Source organism: Enterococcus sp. AMC2644 (assembly GCF_058216475.1).
In genome coordinates, this window is the sequence record NZ_CM177095.1 from 872,259 (window position 1) to 888,797 (window position 16,539).

General features: G+C 36.6%; 14 protein-coding genes. 2 read left to right on the forward strand and 12 right to left on the reverse strand.

All coding sequences use genetic code 11. The features are described from left to right. Positions 1-141: 141 nt before the first annotated feature. A complete protein-coding gene (locus AC4BC5_RS04230) occupies positions 142-1,500 on the forward strand; it encodes an Nramp family divalent metal transporter (RefSeq protein ID WP_490496930.1) in 1,359 nt (452 codons plus the stop codon). 118 nt (positions 1,501-1,618) lie between these two features. Here the strand turns inward: AC4BC5_RS04230 and AC4BC5_RS04235 are convergent, their stop codons facing one another. From AC4BC5_RS04235 to AC4BC5_RS04285, 11 genes are all read right to left on the reverse strand, one after another. Further along, positions 1,619-2,248: a DUF421 domain-containing protein gene (locus AC4BC5_RS04235; protein WP_490496931.1), complete on the reverse strand. Its 630-nt coding sequence runs from the start codon at positions 2,246-2,248 to the stop codon at positions 1,619-1,621. A gap of 10 nt (positions 2,249-2,258) precedes the next feature. Then, positions 2,259-2,708: a DUF3290 domain-containing protein gene (locus AC4BC5_RS04240; RefSeq protein WP_490496932.1), complete on the reverse strand. Its 450-nt coding sequence runs from the start codon at positions 2,706-2,708 to the stop codon at positions 2,259-2,261. Between the two features lie 105 nt (positions 2,709-2,813). Beyond that, positions 2,814-3,998, reverse strand: a complete 1,185-nt coding sequence (locus AC4BC5_RS04245; protein ID WP_490496933.1) for a phosphoglycerate dehydrogenase — start codon at positions 3,996-3,998, stop codon at positions 2,814-2,816. Then, the gene (gene serC / locus AC4BC5_RS04250) at positions 3,999-5,084 is read right to left on the reverse strand and encodes a 3-phosphoserine/phosphohydroxythreonine transaminase (RefSeq protein WP_490496934.1); all 1,086 of its coding nucleotides are present in this window, start codon (positions 5,082-5,084) and stop codon (positions 3,999-4,001) included. A gap of 469 nt (positions 5,085-5,553) precedes the next feature. After that, positions 5,554-5,997 (reverse strand): PTS sugar transporter subunit IIA, encoded by a 444-nt coding sequence (locus tag AC4BC5_RS04255; RefSeq protein ID WP_490496935.1) that lies wholly within the window; start codon positions 5,995-5,997, stop codon positions 5,554-5,556. A gap of 213 nt (positions 5,998-6,210) precedes the next feature. Beyond that, entirely contained in the window at positions 6,211-7,242 is a 1,032-nt protein-coding gene (locus AC4BC5_RS04260) for a Gfo/Idh/MocA family protein (protein ID WP_490496936.1), read from the reverse strand. Between the two features lie 14 nt (positions 7,243-7,256). Further along, a complete protein-coding gene (locus AC4BC5_RS04265; RefSeq protein ID WP_490496937.1) occupies positions 7,257-8,225 on the reverse strand; it encodes a sugar phosphate isomerase/epimerase family protein in 969 nt (322 codons plus the stop codon). A 2-nt stretch (positions 8,226-8,227) separates the two neighbouring features. After that, positions 8,228-8,941: a ThuA domain-containing protein gene (locus tag AC4BC5_RS04270; RefSeq protein ID WP_490496938.1), complete on the reverse strand. Its 714-nt coding sequence runs from the start codon at positions 8,939-8,941 to the stop codon at positions 8,228-8,230. Then, entirely contained in the window at positions 8,941-9,687 is a 747-nt protein-coding gene (locus AC4BC5_RS04275) for a sugar phosphate isomerase/epimerase family protein (protein ID WP_490496939.1), read from the reverse strand. Before AC4BC5_RS04275 ends, AC4BC5_RS04270 begins: the two co-directional genes overlap by 1 nt. A gap of 68 nt (positions 9,688-9,755) precedes the next feature. Next, positions 9,756-10,829, reverse strand: a complete 1,074-nt coding sequence (locus AC4BC5_RS04280) for a Gfo/Idh/MocA family protein (RefSeq protein WP_490496940.1) — start codon at positions 10,827-10,829, stop codon at positions 9,756-9,758. A gap of 417 nt (positions 10,830-11,246) precedes the next feature. Then, the gene (locus AC4BC5_RS04285) at positions 11,247-12,065 is read right to left on the reverse strand and encodes a helix-turn-helix transcriptional regulator (protein ID WP_490496941.1); all 819 of its coding nucleotides are present in this window, start codon (positions 12,063-12,065) and stop codon (positions 11,247-11,249) included. 56 nt (positions 12,066-12,121) lie between these two features. On the opposite strand from AC4BC5_RS04285, the gene AC4BC5_RS04290 reads away from it, so the two are divergent. Further along, the gene (locus AC4BC5_RS04290) at positions 12,122-14,299 is read left to right on the forward strand and encodes an alpha-galactosidase (RefSeq protein WP_490496942.1); all 2,178 of its coding nucleotides are present in this window, start codon (positions 12,122-12,124) and stop codon (positions 14,297-14,299) included. A gap of 104 nt (positions 14,300-14,403) precedes the next feature. Here the strand turns inward: AC4BC5_RS04290 and AC4BC5_RS04295 are convergent, their stop codons facing one another. After that, a complete protein-coding gene (locus tag AC4BC5_RS04295) occupies positions 14,404-16,350 on the reverse strand; it encodes a sucrose-specific PTS transporter subunit IIBC (RefSeq protein ID WP_490496943.1) in 1,947 nt (648 codons plus the stop codon). Positions 16,351-16,539: the final 189 nt, after the last annotated feature.

The window sequence follows — 16,539 nt, forward strand, 5'->3', positions numbered from 1 at the left end:
TCCTTTGTTAACTTGTCTCTTCATTATAGCGAATTTACAAATCCAATGCAATTCCCACTATTTTTCACTTGTTTTTTCAAAACATTAGGAGTACGATATATATGAATTTAGGTCAACCTAAAAGTTAGCGAGGTTTTAAGGATGGAAAATAAACAAACAAAAAAAATCGTCTCCTATGCCAATGGTCCAAGCTTAGAAGAAATTAACGGTACTGTCGCTGTACCTCAATCTGGAAGTTTTTGGAAAAACTTAGTTGCCTTCTCTGGCCCTGGCGCACTTGTTGCGGTAGGATATATGGATCCAGGAAATTGGATTACTTCCATTGGTGGCGGGGCTAAATATGGTTATTTATTAATGTCGGTAATTCTCGTTTCAAGCTTAATTGCGATGTTACTGCAATATATGGCAGCGAAACTTGGAATTGTTACTCACATGGATTTAGCTCAAGCTACTAGAAAATTCACAGGTAAAAAATTAGGCTTCGGGCTTTGGATTGTGACCGAGCTAGCGATTATGGCAACCGATATTGCTGAAGTAATTGGTGGTGCAATTGCTTTGAATTTATTATTTGGCATTCCTTTATTATTGGGTGTTATACTAACTATTTTTGATGTATTACTTTTATTGGTCTTAACACGTTTAGGCTTTCGAAAGATTGAAGCTATTGTTATGACCTTGATTTTGGTAATTTTAGTGGTATTTTTATATGAAGTAATGATTGCCCAACCCTATATTCCCGATGTATTAAAAGGCTTAATTCCACAAAAACAAGTATTAAACCATGGCGAATTAACAATGGCTTTAGGAATTGTAGGTGCTACTGTTATGCCGCATAATTTATACTTAGGCTCCTCAATTTCGCAATCACGGAAGTATGACCGCAATGATGAAGAACATATTGCTAAAGCATTGCGCTTTTCTACTTGGGATTCAAATATCCAACTGTCCGCCGCTTTTTTTGTAAACTGTCTCTTGTTAATTTTAGGGAGTGCCATGTTCTTTGGTCATGGAGATGAGTTAGGTACATTTTCAGCGTTATATAATGCGTTACAAGATTCTTCCATTGCTGGTGCTGTGGCTAGTCCTTTATTGAGTACCTTATTTGCAGTAGCCTTATTAGCATCAGGACAAAATTCAACCATTACTGGTACTTTAACCGGTCAAGTCGTCATGGAAGGTTTCATCAACATGAAAATTCCTACTTGGGCTCGTCGGATAATTACTCGTGGTCTTTCAGTGATACCGGTCTTATTATGTACGATTTATTTTGGAGCAAATGAGCAAGCCTTGGATAATCTACTGATTTATTCTCAAGTTTTCTTGAGTTTAGCCTTACCCATTTCGATGATTCCTTTGGTTTATTTTACTAGTTCCGAAAAAATCATGGGCAAACGGTTTAAAAATACCAAACTAGTTGCTGGCTTAGGTTGGGGCTGTACGATTCTTCTAACTATTTTAAACATAGAATTAATCATCGAAACATTGAGTCAATTTCTATAAAAGTACGACAATTTCAGACATAACAACAAAATATCCAAATAATAGTGATTTGCGGTTCCAGCAACTTCTACTATTATTTGGATATTTTTCTAGTTTTGAGATAGCTTATTGTCTCTTTTTAGTACTCATACAATTTAATCTCACCTGAAATATATTCCCCTAAATAAATATCAGTGATTTCTTTACCCGTTAATTCATGTACTTTGCCACTTAACCAAGCTTCATCTTTATTGACAATATCCAACAAATCTTCATTAATTTGTCCATCCATAATAATTGGGTAACGGATATTTTCATCGCCTTGTTCTATAATCGTTAATTGACCATTTTGTTCTAATACAGCACGTTTAACTTTCGATACTTCATAAATTCCGTTACTGCGCAATTTAAACATTAAATCATTCGCTGAGATACCATGTTGCAGGCACGTAGCAATATCAACTGCACCATTGTGAATTAAAGTAGTCGGTTTCCCATCAATAATATTTTTCACAAAACGATTATGTTCTTTGGTAAATTTAACGGTTAGAACCAAGGTTGTCCATACGATTAATACTAGCACAAACTGTAAAACACTAATGGCATCATTATAAATAACCCCGCCAATAATGCCCCCAAGGACATAGTTTTGTACTTGATCCATCGCAGAAGAAGGTGCTAAGTTACCTTTTCCCATAATATTGATTTGAACAATCAAACATAAAATACCTAAAGCTAGTTTAATAATAATTGGGCTATATAAACTCATCTTCTTCCTCCTACTCTACAATAGTAACATTGGTGTTTGCCAGATACGTTGGTTCTAAACGAAACGAATTGCGATCATTGCTAAGATGTAAAACATAATATTTGTCATCAACTAAAAATAAAGTTTCATCACTAAGCGTCAAATTATTCACATAAATTTTTTCGACAGGCACGTGTAATTGATCAGCCACCGTATGTAAGAAGCCTGCCATCTGTGAAGAATTTTCATCTTGAGCCTCTGCTTGTTGGTATTCTGTAAATTGTGTTCCCAAAACAAACAATAAACTTAAAAATAAAATCAAACTCAGATCACGATATTTCGTTTGGATTCTTGAGCGTAAATAACGAATAAAAACGAAAACAAAAAAGATTAAAATACCGAAAATAATCACATATTTAATCACATCATTAAGACTTCCTCTATTTTCTAAATAACTGAGTCCATAAAAATTAATTGACATGTATTTCCCTCCATAGTTGTTTCCTTTAGTTTACTTGAATTAACCTTTTTTCGAAACAAAAAACATCTGAACGATTATTCATTCAGATGTCTGTGATTATTCTTATTAATAAGCCGTTTCTACATTTTTAATCATTCGGACACGGATGACGTCAGAATTTTGTTCTAACAGTGCTACTACGTTTGCTAGTTTTCCTTCGTCCGTTTCATTAATGTCTACTAAAGTATATGCATAATCCCCACGTCCACGGTTAATCATATTATCAATATTAATTTCCGCTGCGGCAATCGTTGAAGAAATTTGCCCCAACATGTTTGGAACATTTCGATTAATGATTGTAATCCGATAAGGTGAATGGAATGCCATTTCAACTGTTGGGAAGTTTACTGAACGCTTAATTGTTCCTGTTTCCAAGAATTTTTTCAACGTACGTGCTGCCATTTTCGCACAATTAATCTCTGCTTCTTCAGTTGATGCTCCTAAATGTGGTAAGACTAAGATTTTTTCATTATTTAACAGATGTTCATCAGCAAAATCAGTTGTAAAACCAGCAAGATAACCGTCATTTACAGCTTTTAAGACTGCTTCTGGATCAACGATTTCCCCGCGAGAAAAGTTAAATAATTTTGTCGTTGGTTTCATCATTGCCAATTCTTTGTCACTAATTAAGTTACGTGTTTGTTCAAGCAACGGTACATGCACTGTGATAAAATCACACGTTGAAAAAATTTCATTAATTTCAGTTGCACGTTTCACACGACGTGAAATACTCCAAGCAGTATCCACTGAAACATGAGGATCATAACCAATTACTTCCATACCTAAACGATAGGCATCATTTGCAACCATTGCTCCAATTGAGCCCAAGCCGATAACACCTAATTTTTTGCCTTCTAGTTCGTTTCCAGCAAATTGTTTTTTATTTGCTTCTACTTGTTCTTCAATGTTTGAACCAGTCAAGTCTTGAACCCAAATTGCTCCTTGAATAATGGGACGAACACTTAACAATAGACTTGCAATCACTAATTCTTTTACCGCATTTGCATTGGCACCGGGTGTATTAAACACAACAATTCCTTGCTCTGTACATTGGTCAACCGGAATGTTATTTGTACCTGCACCAGCACGTGCCACACCTAAAACTGATTCTGGAAAGTCATAATCATGTAATTTTTGACTACGTAAAATAATGCCATCTGGATTTTCACTTTGATTGATTTGATAATTTTTTTCATCGAAACGACTCATACCTTCTTGAGCAATTGCGTTGAATGTTTTAATCTGAAACATTTATTTTTCTCCATTCTCATCTTCAAATTTTTTCATAAAAGCAACGAGTGCTTCGACACCCTCTTTAGGAAATGCGTTGTACAAACTTGCTCGCATTCCGCCTACTGAACGGTGACCTTTCAAGTTTTCGAATCCTTGAGCTAATGCTTCTTGATTGAATTTTTTATCTAAGTCAGCATCACCAGTTACAAAAGGAATGTTGGTTAATGAACGGTATTTTGGGTCTACAGGACTAGTAAATAGAGTTGACGCTTCAATAGTATCATATAGTAATGTAGCTTTTTCTTGATCGCGTTTTAAAATTTCTGTTAAGCCACCTAGCTCTTGAATCCACTCAAAAACTAATTTTGCAATGTAAATTGCATAAGTTGGCGGTGTATTATATAACGAATCATTGGTTGCTTGTACAGCAAAGTCTAGCATTGGTGAAAAAATCGCTTCTTTATTTAATAAATCTTCACGAATAATCACGACTGTTAATCCTGATGGGCCAATATTTTTTTGCGCACCAGCATAAATTAAACCGAAGTCTTCCACTTTATAATCATTTGCTAAAATATTTGAAGACATATCTGCAACAATTGGAACATCCCCCACATCAGGAATAGTTTGATAGGCGATTCCTCCAATGGTTTCATTCGTAGTAATATGAACATATGCTGCATCTTGATCAATCATATCTTTAGTAATTTCTGGTACATAGGTAAAGTTTTTATCTTCACTTGATGCAATCACTTCGACTTCCACACCATCAATAGCTTTGGCTGCGCTAATAGCTTTCTTCGCCCAAGCACCAGTATTGACATACAATGCTTTTTTACCAATAGCTAAATTTAATGGAATCATTGAAAATTGTAGGCTTGCACCACCTTGTAAGAATAATACTTTGTAATTATCTGGAATCCCCATAATTTCTCTTAACAGTTTTTCTGCCTCTTTAATGATGTTGTCATACAAGGAGGAACGATGACTCATTTCCATCACGGACATTTCACTACCTTGGTAATTCACAAGTTCAGCTTGTGCTTTTTCTAATACAGGTTTTGGTAATACGGCAGGGCCGGCAGAAAAGTTATAAACAGTCATTCTTTTTTTTCTCTCCTTCTAACAATAAGATGTGGTGTTTATTATAGCAGATAGCTATTAAATTAAAAAGATTTAACCAAAATTATTTTCATTTTTTCTGAAAAAGTTCGTATTTTCATTAAATATTTGCTTATTCTACTAAAAAAAAGCTCAAATAATCGTATTTCACAGACTTTTTTTACAAACAATCAGTAATTCCCTACTAAAAAATGGGGACAAAATGAGAAAAGATAAAATCTCTCTCGTTCGACCAATCCAAATCAAGTAATATAAAGCCTTGTGTTTCAGCCTTAAATTCATATTTAATACTAACTCCTTATGGTGAGTCACATATCTCTTGATTTTTTTCCGAATATTAACTAAAGACTTCTCTGACACAAAAAATCTAGCATTTTGTTCACCCTAGCATTCTTTGAATGAGACTTATCGAAGTAAAAATCCTCCAAGTAAAACTGTTTTATAAAAAAAGTTATAATTCTTCTTGAATGATAGTTTTGAACGTTTTTTCATCTACACTTGCTTGTAAACGCACTAGAAACTCAGAGTCTTTCGCTTTTTCAATAATTCGTTGTAATTGATCTAAATGAGTCACCTTATCTCTTACTAGTAGGATAAAAATAATTTGAGTCGTTAATAACGTTTCTTTATTCGTTCCCATTTGATAAAATTCTAGGGGTTTTTTGTTTAAAATCCCTACAATCACGTCTTCTTTGGCATAAGTCCCATCACTATGTGGAATCGCCACTGGCGGATGACTTGGTAAACCAGTAGGGAAGCGCGCTTCTCTTTCTCTTAAGGCAGCTTCGAATTCTATAGTCGCCCAACCTTTATCTACTAAAAATTGTGTGACACCTTGAAATAACTCTTCTTTGGTTTGAAAATTTGTCTGATACATTCCCTCTTTTTTCACCATGATGTTGCTTGCTACACGTTTACGTAATCGTAGCTTCTCCCTTCTTCATTTTTATTTTTGTAAACGCTATCATAAATGTAGCATATTTTCTATTGTTTTGGAACATAGACGATTAAAAAGAGGCTAGGAAAAAAGCAAAAAAAAAAGCATGAAATCAATGTTTAAAAACAGACTTCATGCATTTTTTCAAGACTTTTCTCCAGTCTCACTAACTTATTTATTCGCTTGAAACATTTCTTCAATTAATGATAATACTTGACGAACTTCACTATTTTTTACAATTGGCTCTGCTCCATCACGGACTACAGAATAGAAGTTTGCATAAAATGGTTGATATTCGGCTTTCGCTTCTGGAAATTCTAATTGTTCAGTTGCTTCTTCTGAAGGAGGTGCCATTGTTTTTGTTAAGCCAACACCAGCTTGAATTGGTTTTGGTGCAGAAGCGTCCTCATCATGAGTAGCACGAATAAGTTCTCCAGAAAGATCCCAATCGTCAATTCGTGCAGTTCCTTCAAAGCCTTTCACATACCAACGAGGTAACGTCGTATAGTTGCTGGTACCGACTTCAATCAGCGCTTTTACGCCATTTTCAAACATCAAATAGCTAATAAAACCATCGTCTACTTGATCACCTAAAACATAGCTAAAATCCACGACGAATTTCTTTACAGGGCTATTGACTAACCATAAAATTTGATCTAGTAGATGAACACCCCAGTCCAATAGCATGCCCCCACCATGTTCTGGTAAATGACGCCAGTCTCCTGGAATACCATTTGCGCCTTGGACACGTGATTCTAATTGAAATATTTCGCCAATTTGTTGATTTTGATACAAATCACGAACCACTAAGAAGTCGGGATCCCAACGACGATTCTGATGAACCATAAAGGTTTGACCAGTTTCTTTGGCAACTGCTAAAATTTCATCCAGCTCGGCCACATTCATTGCAACTGGTTTTTCGCAGATAACTTTTTTCCCTGCCTGTAAACCACGAATCGCCAAGTCTTTATGATAATCATTTGGTGTTGCAACTAGAATAGCTTCTACCTTTTCATCAGCTAATACTTCTTCAAAACTATCATAAGCTATTAAGCCTTTTTCTGCTGCGGCTTGACGACGTTCTTCCAATACATCGTAAACACCCAGTAAATTGATTTTTTCTTTTTCAGTTGGCATTAGCGTATGGGCATGGTAAGAACCCATACCACCATAGCCAATAATGACAAAATTAATTGCTGACATCGTCTTTGCTCCTCTTATGCCCACCACATGTCTGTTGGTTGGTCATTAATCATAATTGTTCGTAAGTTGGTAATCGCACGGTTTAACCCTTCATCAATCGACATGATTGGATCTTCATGCTCGATACTTAGAACGTAATCATAGCCTTGAATTCGTAAAGCTGAAATAATATCTGACCACACTTTCAAGTCATGCCCACAGCCTACTGAACGGAATGTCCAAGCACGCGTTTTTACATTCCCATAAGGTTGCATATCTGTTAAGCCATGCATGTTGATATTGTCTTGATCTAAGTACGTATCTTTTGCATGGAAATGATGAATCGCATTTTCATTTCCTAAAATCTTAACTGCTGCAACGGGATCAATTCCTTGCCACCATAAATGACTTGGATCTAAGTTACAACCAATTGCTTTCCCCGCAGCATCACGCAAACGCAACATAGTATAAGGAGTATGCGCTAAGAAACCACCATGTAATTCAATACCGATTTTGACACCAGCTGCTTCTGATACAGTATTGATATCCTTCCAATAAGGAATCAATTTTTGTTCCCATTGATATTCGTAGCTATCACTGTATTCTGTTGGCCATGGTAAAACAGGCCAGTTTACTTGAGTATCTGTTGCGTTCCCACCGGCTACACCAGAGAAGCCATTGACTACAGGTACATTCATTAAGTTCGCTAATTTAATTGTTTTACGCAACAATTCATCTGCTTCTTGTGCGACTTCTTTAATTGGTGAAATAGGATTATGATGGGCACTTAAAGCTGAAATTTCTAAGCCTTTGTCAGAGAGTTTATGCAAATATTCTTTACGCTCATCACTACTTGCTAGTAATTTATCAATATCTAAATGTGCGCTACCTGGCGAACCGCCTGTACCGATTTCTACTGTTTGCAACCCTTTTTCTGCTACTTTTTCTATCATTTCATCAAAAGTTAAATTATTAAATAATGGGGTAAATACGCCTAATTTCATCTTTATTTCGCTCCTTCTCTTGCTTGATAATGTCCATAACTTGGATAATTATTTTCTGTTGGTGCACACCAACGAATACCGTTTTTAATCACTCGTTGAACTTTCTCATTGTAATAACTTGGATACGTTTCATGTCCTGGCTGGAAATAGAAAATTTTCCCGTTGCCTCGACGATAGGTACAGCCACTGCGGAAGACTTCGCCACCTGGGAACCAGCTAACAAAAACTAGTTCATCCGGTGCAGGGATGTCAAAGTGTTCCCCATACATTTCTTCTTGATCTAATTCAATAAATTCTCCAACACCTTCAACAATTGGATGGCTAGGATTAACGTTCCAAAGACGGCAGTGTTGACCATCTTCACGCCATTTCAAATCACAAGATGTACCCATTAATTTTTTAAAAATTTTAGAGAAATGACCTGAATGTAAAACAATCAGTCCCATTCCCTCTAAGACACGTTGATGGACACGATTTACTATTTCATCAGAAACTTCATCATGTGCCATATGACCCCACCATACAAGGACATCTGTTTCAGAAAGGACAGCCTCTGTTAAGCCATGTTCTGGTTCATCCAATGTAGCTGTCTGAACAGTAAATTCTTCTTGAATGAATGATGCCAGTTGGCCATGAAGCCCTTCTGGATACATCTCACGAACACTTTCATCCGTTTTTTCGTGACGAAACTCATTCCACACGGTTACTTGAGTCATTAATAAACCTCCTCGATTATTCGTTTTAGTGTTTTCACATTTAAATCTGCTGCTTCTAGTGGCGAATGTTTTTGGAAAGCTTCTTGCTCGACTACTAACCAAGGCAATGCCAATTTTTTTGCATAGGTGACATATTCTGTTAATGGTAAAATTCCTTTACCTAATTCTGTACTTTCTTCAGGTTTCGCCTGCTTGTCTTTGATATGAACTAAACCAATAGCTGCCTGATGCTCTTCAATCCAAGGCGCAACATTGACTCCAGCGTGCGCTAACCAATACAAATCTACTTCTAGTTTCAAATTTTTAATCTTACAAGCCAGCAAATCTAACAGATCGATATCTGGAACTTCTAAAAATTCATGGTCATGATTATGGTAGTATAAATCCATTCCTCGTTCAGTTATTGCTTGAGAAATTGGTTGCAACGTCGTAATAAACGCTTCCCACTCTGCTAAAGTTGTAAAACTTGCATAAGGTATCACTACTCTGCGATTCCCAATTGCTTGTTCGAAATCCAAGGTCTCTTCTAGATTATCACGTAACTTTTCATAAGGAATATGAGAACCCGCAATTTCTAGTTCCAGTTCATCCAATAACGTTTTGAGCTCCGCCGCCGTCTTTTCATAATAGCCAGCAAATTCTACACCATCATAACCAAATGTTTTCACTTTCTGTAAAGCAGCATTAAAATCATTTTGGCATTCTTCTTGAATACTCCAGAGTTGTAAAGCAACTTTTGGTTTCATTCTCTTCCTCCTAGTACCAGTCTGCTCTTTCACTTATTACGTAGAGTGAAAGAGCAAACAGCATGTGCTTATAAAAAGACTGGTTGTCCTGTTTCTGCCGATTTGTAAATAGCTTCTAAAATTTCAGTTACAACTAATGCTTCTTCTGGTTTAACAACAGGTTCAGTATCATTGATTACGGCATTAATCCATGATTGAGCTTCTAAGGTTGCCGGATCTTCACCGGTACCATCGTAAAAATCAACACCACCTGTTTCTAATTCCACTTTTTTATCAAATAATAATCCGTGGGCTTCTCCATTGATCGTTAAGCCATCGTTCATGTCAGCGCCACCTTGTGTTCCAAATAGTGTCGTTTTCGCCTCTTTTACATCCAAACTATTTAATGCCCAGCTTGCTTCTAAATAGATTGTGGCACCATTTTCCATTACAACAAAACCAAATGCTGAATCTTCTACTGTGAATTTCTCAGGATCCCATGGGCCCCACGCATTTGCAGCATTTTTTGTTTCTGCTAATTTATGATAAGTATTCCCCACCACGTATTTTGGTTTGTAATTAGCCATCATCCATAATGTTAAGTCTAAGGCATGTGTACCGATATCAATCAATGGTCCGCCACCTTGTGCTTCTTCATCTAAGAATACGCCCCAAGTTGGCACAGCACGGCGACGAACGGCATGTGCTTTTGCTGAATAAATCTCTCCTAATTCACCGTCTTCACAAACGGTGTGTAAATGTTGTGAATCTGTACGGAAACGATTTTGGTATCCAATTGTTAATTTTTTCCCAGTACGTTTTGAAGCAGCAATCATTTCACGCGCTTCTTCTGATGTTTTTGCCATTGGTTTTTCGCACATTACGTGGCTCCCAGATTCCATCGCTGCAATCGATAATTCTGCATGTGACGAATTTGGTGTTAGAACATGAACGACATCCAACTCATTTTCTGCTAATAATTCTTTATAATCTGCATAAATTTTTGCATCTGCTGTCCCATATTTTTCTTTTGCTTCCTCGGCACGTTCAACAATAATATCGCAAAACGCTACCATTTCTACTTCTGCTACATTCGCTAAGGCTGGTAAATGTTTTCCTTTAGCAATTCCGCCACATCCGATAATTCCAACTTTTACTGTCATTTCTTTCCTCCTGAAAACGTTTTTAAATTGATAAATTTATTATAACTGAGAACGGTTCCATATTCTTCCCACATTTCATCCAAAAAATTCCCGAATTTTGCGCTAAAAAAAATAACGAGTCTATGACATAAGGAAAATAAGACAAAAATAGCCGAACAAAATAGCCTGATTTACGACAAATCGCAATCTTCTATTCTTCGGATATTTCACTGTCAATTAACTTACGTCATAGACTCATTTTTTCCATCGAATCACCTGTCTAGCTATCCTTGTCAAAACAACCAGAATTAACGTTCAGGCTCGATGAATAGCTTTTGCTGCTTTTGAACTATTCCATCGTACGAACCATTTTAAAAAATCAACAGAAGCTTCTTTGATTCCCCTTCAATGACTGCACAGCATAGCATCCAAACCTTATTATTTGCCTAGTATTTCTTTACGATAGCTACTGGGCGTAAATCCCATCACTCTTTTAAATACGCGAGAGAAATAATTATAATCAGAAAAACCAACTGCTTCAGCAATCTCTTTGACCGTCATCTCTTCTTGTAAATAACGTAAAGACTGCACCATTCGATAATTGTTTAAATAGTTAATCGGCGTTTGCTTATAGTCTTTTTCAAAAGCTCGAATAATCTTAAATTTGGAAACTTGGAAAGCTTCTGCTAAATCATCCAAAGAAAGACTATCTTTATAATGTCCCTCTAAATAGTCTTTGATTTGCTCGGTAGTCGTTGTTTTTGTTTGTAAGACTTCTTTGATTATTAAAAATAAATCATAGGCACTACGCGAATTTGTGTATAAGGATTGTTCTTCTATTAAATCCTCCAGTTGAACCAACATTTGTTCGACACGTTCTTTTGAGCAGGTACCAATTTGTATAGGCAATGATAGCCACTGCAAAAATTCTTTAGAGAATTCAATATAAACAAAACTCCATTCCTCTTCCCCACGATAATAAGTAAACGGATTCGGCAATTCCGCTAGAAAGAATGTCTCTTCACTTAATTTATAAATTTTATTTTTCGTTGCTAAATACCCCGTACCACTTAATGTATATTGAAAAACAATAAACGAATCTTGCCTCTCTTTAGCATCCCAGTAATACACTTTAGGTGAATAATCTACTCCAAAACCCTTCAGATGAGGTAACTCTGCGGTTGTCGGAAAAACAAATTGATGGGAGAAGGGATGCAATTTTGTCCTATCTTCCTCAATAATTTCGTCTTGTGTCATATTCTCCCCTCCTCTATGCTTAGTATAACGAAATTTAGTTAAAAAGGAGAACTCTTATGCCAATAAAATTTGATGAAAGAACCCAATGTTTTCATCTAAGTAATCAACAAATAAGCTATGTCATTGGAATTGAAAAAAATCGCTATCTTACTCATCGCTACTGGGGAAAAACGTTACCCTTTTATGCGGGTAGTAATCAATTGCAATTGATTGATCGAGGTTTTGCGACGAACCCTTTTCCAAACGAACGTACTTTTTCATTGAACACTTTACCTTTAGAGACAAGCACACAAGGCAATGGTGATCATCGCATTGCAAATTATCAAATCCGCTCGCAAGCCGGACATGATGTTACTGATTTCCGCTATGATTCTTATGCAATTTCAGAAGGCAAATCAGCGATTCCAGGTTTACCAAGTTTACATGCAACCACTGATACAACAACCTTAGAAATTCGGTTAAAAGATACTGTCCAACAACTAGAAATGCGTCTAATTTATACTTTATTTGAAAACTATCCAGTCCTCACACGCCGAGCTGTCTATATGAATTCAAGTGAGACAGCAGTCGCTTTGGAAAATCCCGGATCAATGTCTATTGATTTAGCTGAAAGTCAATTTGATTTAATTACTTTGGATGGCTCCCACACCAATGAAGCAATTATTACCCGCCAACCAATCCGTCCAGGTATTCATCGGATCGAAAGCACTCGTGGAACAAGTAGTCCACAACATCAACCATTTGTAGCATTAACCAATCCTTATACTTCCGAATTTCAAGGAGAAGTTTTTGCTTTTCATTTCGTTTATAGCGGAAATTTCATTGCTCAAGTAGAACTTGAACAATATGGCACAACTCGGGTTCAAGTCGGAATTCATCCTGATCACTTCGAGTGGCAATTAAAAGCAAATGATTGCTTTTATACACCAGAAGTTGTCTTAAATTACTCAAGTCAAGGCTTAAACGGCATGTCGCAAACCTTTCACCAGCTATATCAAGAACATTTAGTTCCTACTAATTGGGCACAGAAAGAACGTCCAATTTTATTAAATACCTGGGAAGCGAATTATTTCGAATTATCTGAACAAGAATTAATTAACCAAGCAAACAAAGCAGCAGAAATTGGCATTGAATTATTCGTTTTAGATGACGGTTGGTTTGGTGAACGCCATTCTGACGATTCTTCTTTAGGTGATTGGTTCGTCAATCAAAATAAATTGCCCCATGGCATCCATGGACTAGCAAAAGAAATTCATCGCTTAGGCATGCAGTTTGGCTTATGGTTTGAGCCTGAAATGCTTTCCAGGAGAAGTCAATTATTCCAACAACATCCTGAGTGGGCGCTTCAAGTTCCCAACTATCCCTTAACAGAAGGACGACAACAATTAGTACTTGACCTTAGTCGTACAGATGTACAAGAATACTTAATTACTACCATAGCTAATTATTTAAAAACGGGTGATATCGACTATATTAAATGGGACATGAACCGCCATTTAACTGAGGTTGGTAGTGCCTATTTTACAGCACATCAACAAAAAGAAATTGGGCATCGCTATGTACTTGGGTTATATCGCATATTAGATGTCTTAACCGAGCAATTTCCCGACTGTTTATTTGAAAATTGTTCAAGTGGTGGCGGTCGTTTTGATCCGGGGATGATGTATTATATGCCTCAAACTTGGACCAGTGATAATTCTGATGCACTTTGTCGCAGTGTCATTCAATACGGCTACAGCTACTTATATCCACCAATTATGATGGGGGCACACGTGTCATCTACTCCCAACCATCAAGTCGGCAGAACCACCTTATTGGAAACACGTGGCTGGTTAGCGATGAGTGGCAATTTAGGCTACGAATTAGACTTACAAAAACTGTCTAAAAAAGATCTTCAAGAAGTCAAACAACAAATTGCTTTTTATCAAGTACATCGACACTTGTTCCAATTCGGACAATTTTATCGTTTACAAGCGCCAGATACACATTTTGCTAGTGGTTGGTTATTTATGAATGACGAAGAAGCGCTTGTCATTTACTTTAACGGCTTATCCAGACCCGCTTGTCCCACTAAATATTTAAAAATGCACTACCTTGACGCTGAAGCAATTTACGAAGACATTGATACAAAGCAACAATATAGCGGCGCAGAATTAAATCAAGCGGGGGTCTTGATTCCTCGAGTAAAAGAAGATTTTTATACACACGTCTTTCACTGGAAAAAAGTATCATGAAGCTAGCTCATTGGTTAAGCTAATAGGCTAGTTTCATTACAAATTTTAGCTTGAGTGTTCGAAAAAGCGGTTCGAAAGATTTCTTTCAAACCGCTTTTTCCTTTTTATGATTTAGCTTCTAAAATTACTTCGCCTGCATTCACTTCTATTTTTCCTGAAGGAACGATGTCAGAATAATTCGCTGTATTAGTCACAATAACCATTACTGTATCATCGTAACCCGCTTTTTGGATAGCTGCACGATCAAACGTACCTAATAAGTCACCTTTTTTGACTTTATCGCCACTTTTTTTAGCTGTTGTGAAATGCTTACCTGCTAGATTTACCGTGTCAATTCCAATGTGAATTAGAATTTCGGCACCATTATCTGACTCAATACCATAAGCATGTTTTGTATCATAAACCACTGTCAATGTGCCATCAACTGGTGCAAAAACTTCATCACTTGCAGGTTTAACAGCAATCCCTTTACCCATCATTTCACTTGAAAAAACAGGATCATTCACTGTCGATAAGGCTGTTGCTTGACCTTTCACTGGAGAGCTTACTTTTTCTGCTTTGTTTGTCACTTCTGGTGTTACTGAAGCTTCTGATGATACAGATGTTGTGTCATTCGCTACTACTGCTACTTCTGATTCAGACATTTTCTTTTTACCGTAAACAAAGGTTAAGACAAATGCTATTACGAAACTAATCACTGCACAAATCAAGAAACTTGGCACAAATTTAGCTGGGATTGAAATGAATCCAATAATACCAGCAGGTCCCATTGATACGGATAAAACATGGAACAAACCAATGAATACACTTGCAATACCCGAGGCAATCATCGCACAAACAAACGGATATTTTAATTTCAAGTTAACCCCGAAGATAGCAGGTTCAGTAATTCCTAACATTGCCGAAATCCCCGCAGAAGATGCCAAACTTTTTTGTTTTTCATTCTTTGTAATAAAGAATACCGCAAATGTTGCAGCACCTTGTGCGATATTGGCCATTGCTGCAATTGGGAAAATAAATGATCCGCCTGTTTTAGCAATATCTGCTAATAAGGTTGTTTCAATTGCTGGGAAACTTTGGTGTAAACCAGTGATAACAATTGAAGAATAGAAGATACCAAATAGACCCAAACCAACTGCTCCAGTCGTACTATACAACCAAACTAATCCATCCGTTAACCCATCAGAAACCGTCCGCATCACTGGACCAACAATCGTGAAAGTTAAGAAACCAGTAAGAATAATTGCTAACATTGGTGTAAATGTAAAGTCAAATACTTTGGGAATGCGTTTATGGAAAAAGTTTTCCAAGTTTGCCAAAATGTAAGAAACTGCCAGAACAGGTAAAACAGAACCTTGATAACCAGCTTGAGCCACTTGTAACCCAAAGATATTCCAATAAGGCATAGTTCCTTCAGCAACTGCATTTGCTACACCATAGCCGTTGACCAAGTCCGGCATAACCATGGCCATGGCCATTGCTGCTCCTAAATAACCATTTCCACCAAAACGCTGTGTTGCTGAAAATCCTACTAATATTGGTAAGAAAGCAAATGGCGCCGACGCTAATAAATTAATAATACTTGCAAAATCGTTAAATGCCGGAAACATTTCCACAACTGATTGGGGACCAAATAACCCTTGAGACGTTAATACATTGTTAATTGCCATTAATAAACCACCAGCAACTAACGCTGGAATCAACGGAACAAAGATGTCAGATAATACTTTTGCTAGAGCCATAATAGGATTTGGTTTCTTCCCACTGGTAGCGATTTCTTTCAAATCATCAGTTGATGCTTCCTTCACTCCAGTAGCTTGAACAATTTCTGCATAAACTTTATTTACATCCCCAGGTCCAATAATAATTTGATACTGACCATTTGTTTCAAACGTTCCTTTCACATCATCGTTGTTATCCAATGCATTTTGATCAATTTTACTTGAATCTCTCAAAACCAAACGTAACCGTGTGGCGCAATGAGCTGCTGCAACCAAATTATCTTCTCCAACTGCCTCAATCACTTCTAACGCAACTTTTTTGTGATCCATTTTATTTCCTCCTTAAATGTAATCGCTTTTCTGATTTTCATTATAACGCATTCACAAAAATTGTCAAACGTTTATCAAAATATTTTTAAATTATTTCAGAAAACGCAGCCTTCATTGTTAAATCAACTAATAGTTACTTGTTATACGTTTGACAAAATAGCTAAAAAAAGCTATCTTTAATATAAGAAT

Coding starts and splice junctions, on each gene's coding strand:
- AC4BC5_RS04230 (WP_490496930.1), top strand. CDS start 142: ATGGAAAATAAACAAACAAAAAAAATCGTCTCCTATGCCAATGGTCCA.
- AC4BC5_RS04235 (WP_490496931.1), bottom strand. CDS start 2,248: ATGAGTTTATATAGCCCAATTATTATTAAACTAGCTTTAGGTATTTTA.
- AC4BC5_RS04240 (WP_490496932.1), bottom strand. CDS start 2,708: ATGTCAATTAATTTTTATGGACTCAGTTATTTAGAAAATAGAGGAAGT.
- AC4BC5_RS04245 (WP_490496933.1), bottom strand. CDS start 3,998: ATGTTTCAGATTAAAACATTCAACGCAATTGCTCAAGAAGGTATGAGT.
- serC (WP_490496934.1), bottom strand. CDS start 5,084: ATGACTGTTTATAACTTTTCTGCCGGCCCTGCCGTATTACCAAAACCT.
- AC4BC5_RS04255 (WP_490496935.1), bottom strand. CDS start 5,997: ATGGTGAAAAAAGAGGGAATGTATCAGACAAATTTTCAAACCAAAGAA.
- AC4BC5_RS04260 (WP_490496936.1), bottom strand. CDS start 7,242: ATGTCAGCAATTAATTTTGTCATTATTGGCTATGGTGGTATGGGTTCT.
- AC4BC5_RS04265 (WP_490496937.1), bottom strand. CDS start 8,225: ATGAAATTAGGCGTATTTACCCCATTATTTAATAATTTAACTTTTGAT.
- AC4BC5_RS04270 (WP_490496938.1), bottom strand. CDS start 8,941: ATGACTCAAGTAACCGTGTGGAATGAGTTTCGTCACGAAAAAACGGAT.
- AC4BC5_RS04275 (WP_490496939.1), bottom strand. CDS start 9,687: ATGAAACCAAAAGTTGCTTTACAACTCTGGAGTATTCAAGAAGAATGC.
- AC4BC5_RS04280 (WP_490496940.1), bottom strand. CDS start 10,829: ATGACAGTAAAAGTTGGAATTATCGGATGTGGCGGAATTGCTAAAGGA.
- AC4BC5_RS04285 (WP_490496941.1), bottom strand. CDS start 12,065: ATGACACAAGACGAAATTATTGAGGAAGATAGGACAAAATTGCATCCC.
- AC4BC5_RS04290 (WP_490496942.1), top strand. CDS start 12,122: ATGCCAATAAAATTTGATGAAAGAACCCAATGTTTTCATCTAAGTAAT.
- AC4BC5_RS04295 (WP_490496943.1), bottom strand. CDS start 16,350: ATGGATCACAAAAAAGTTGCGTTAGAAGTGATTGAGGCAGTTGGAGAA.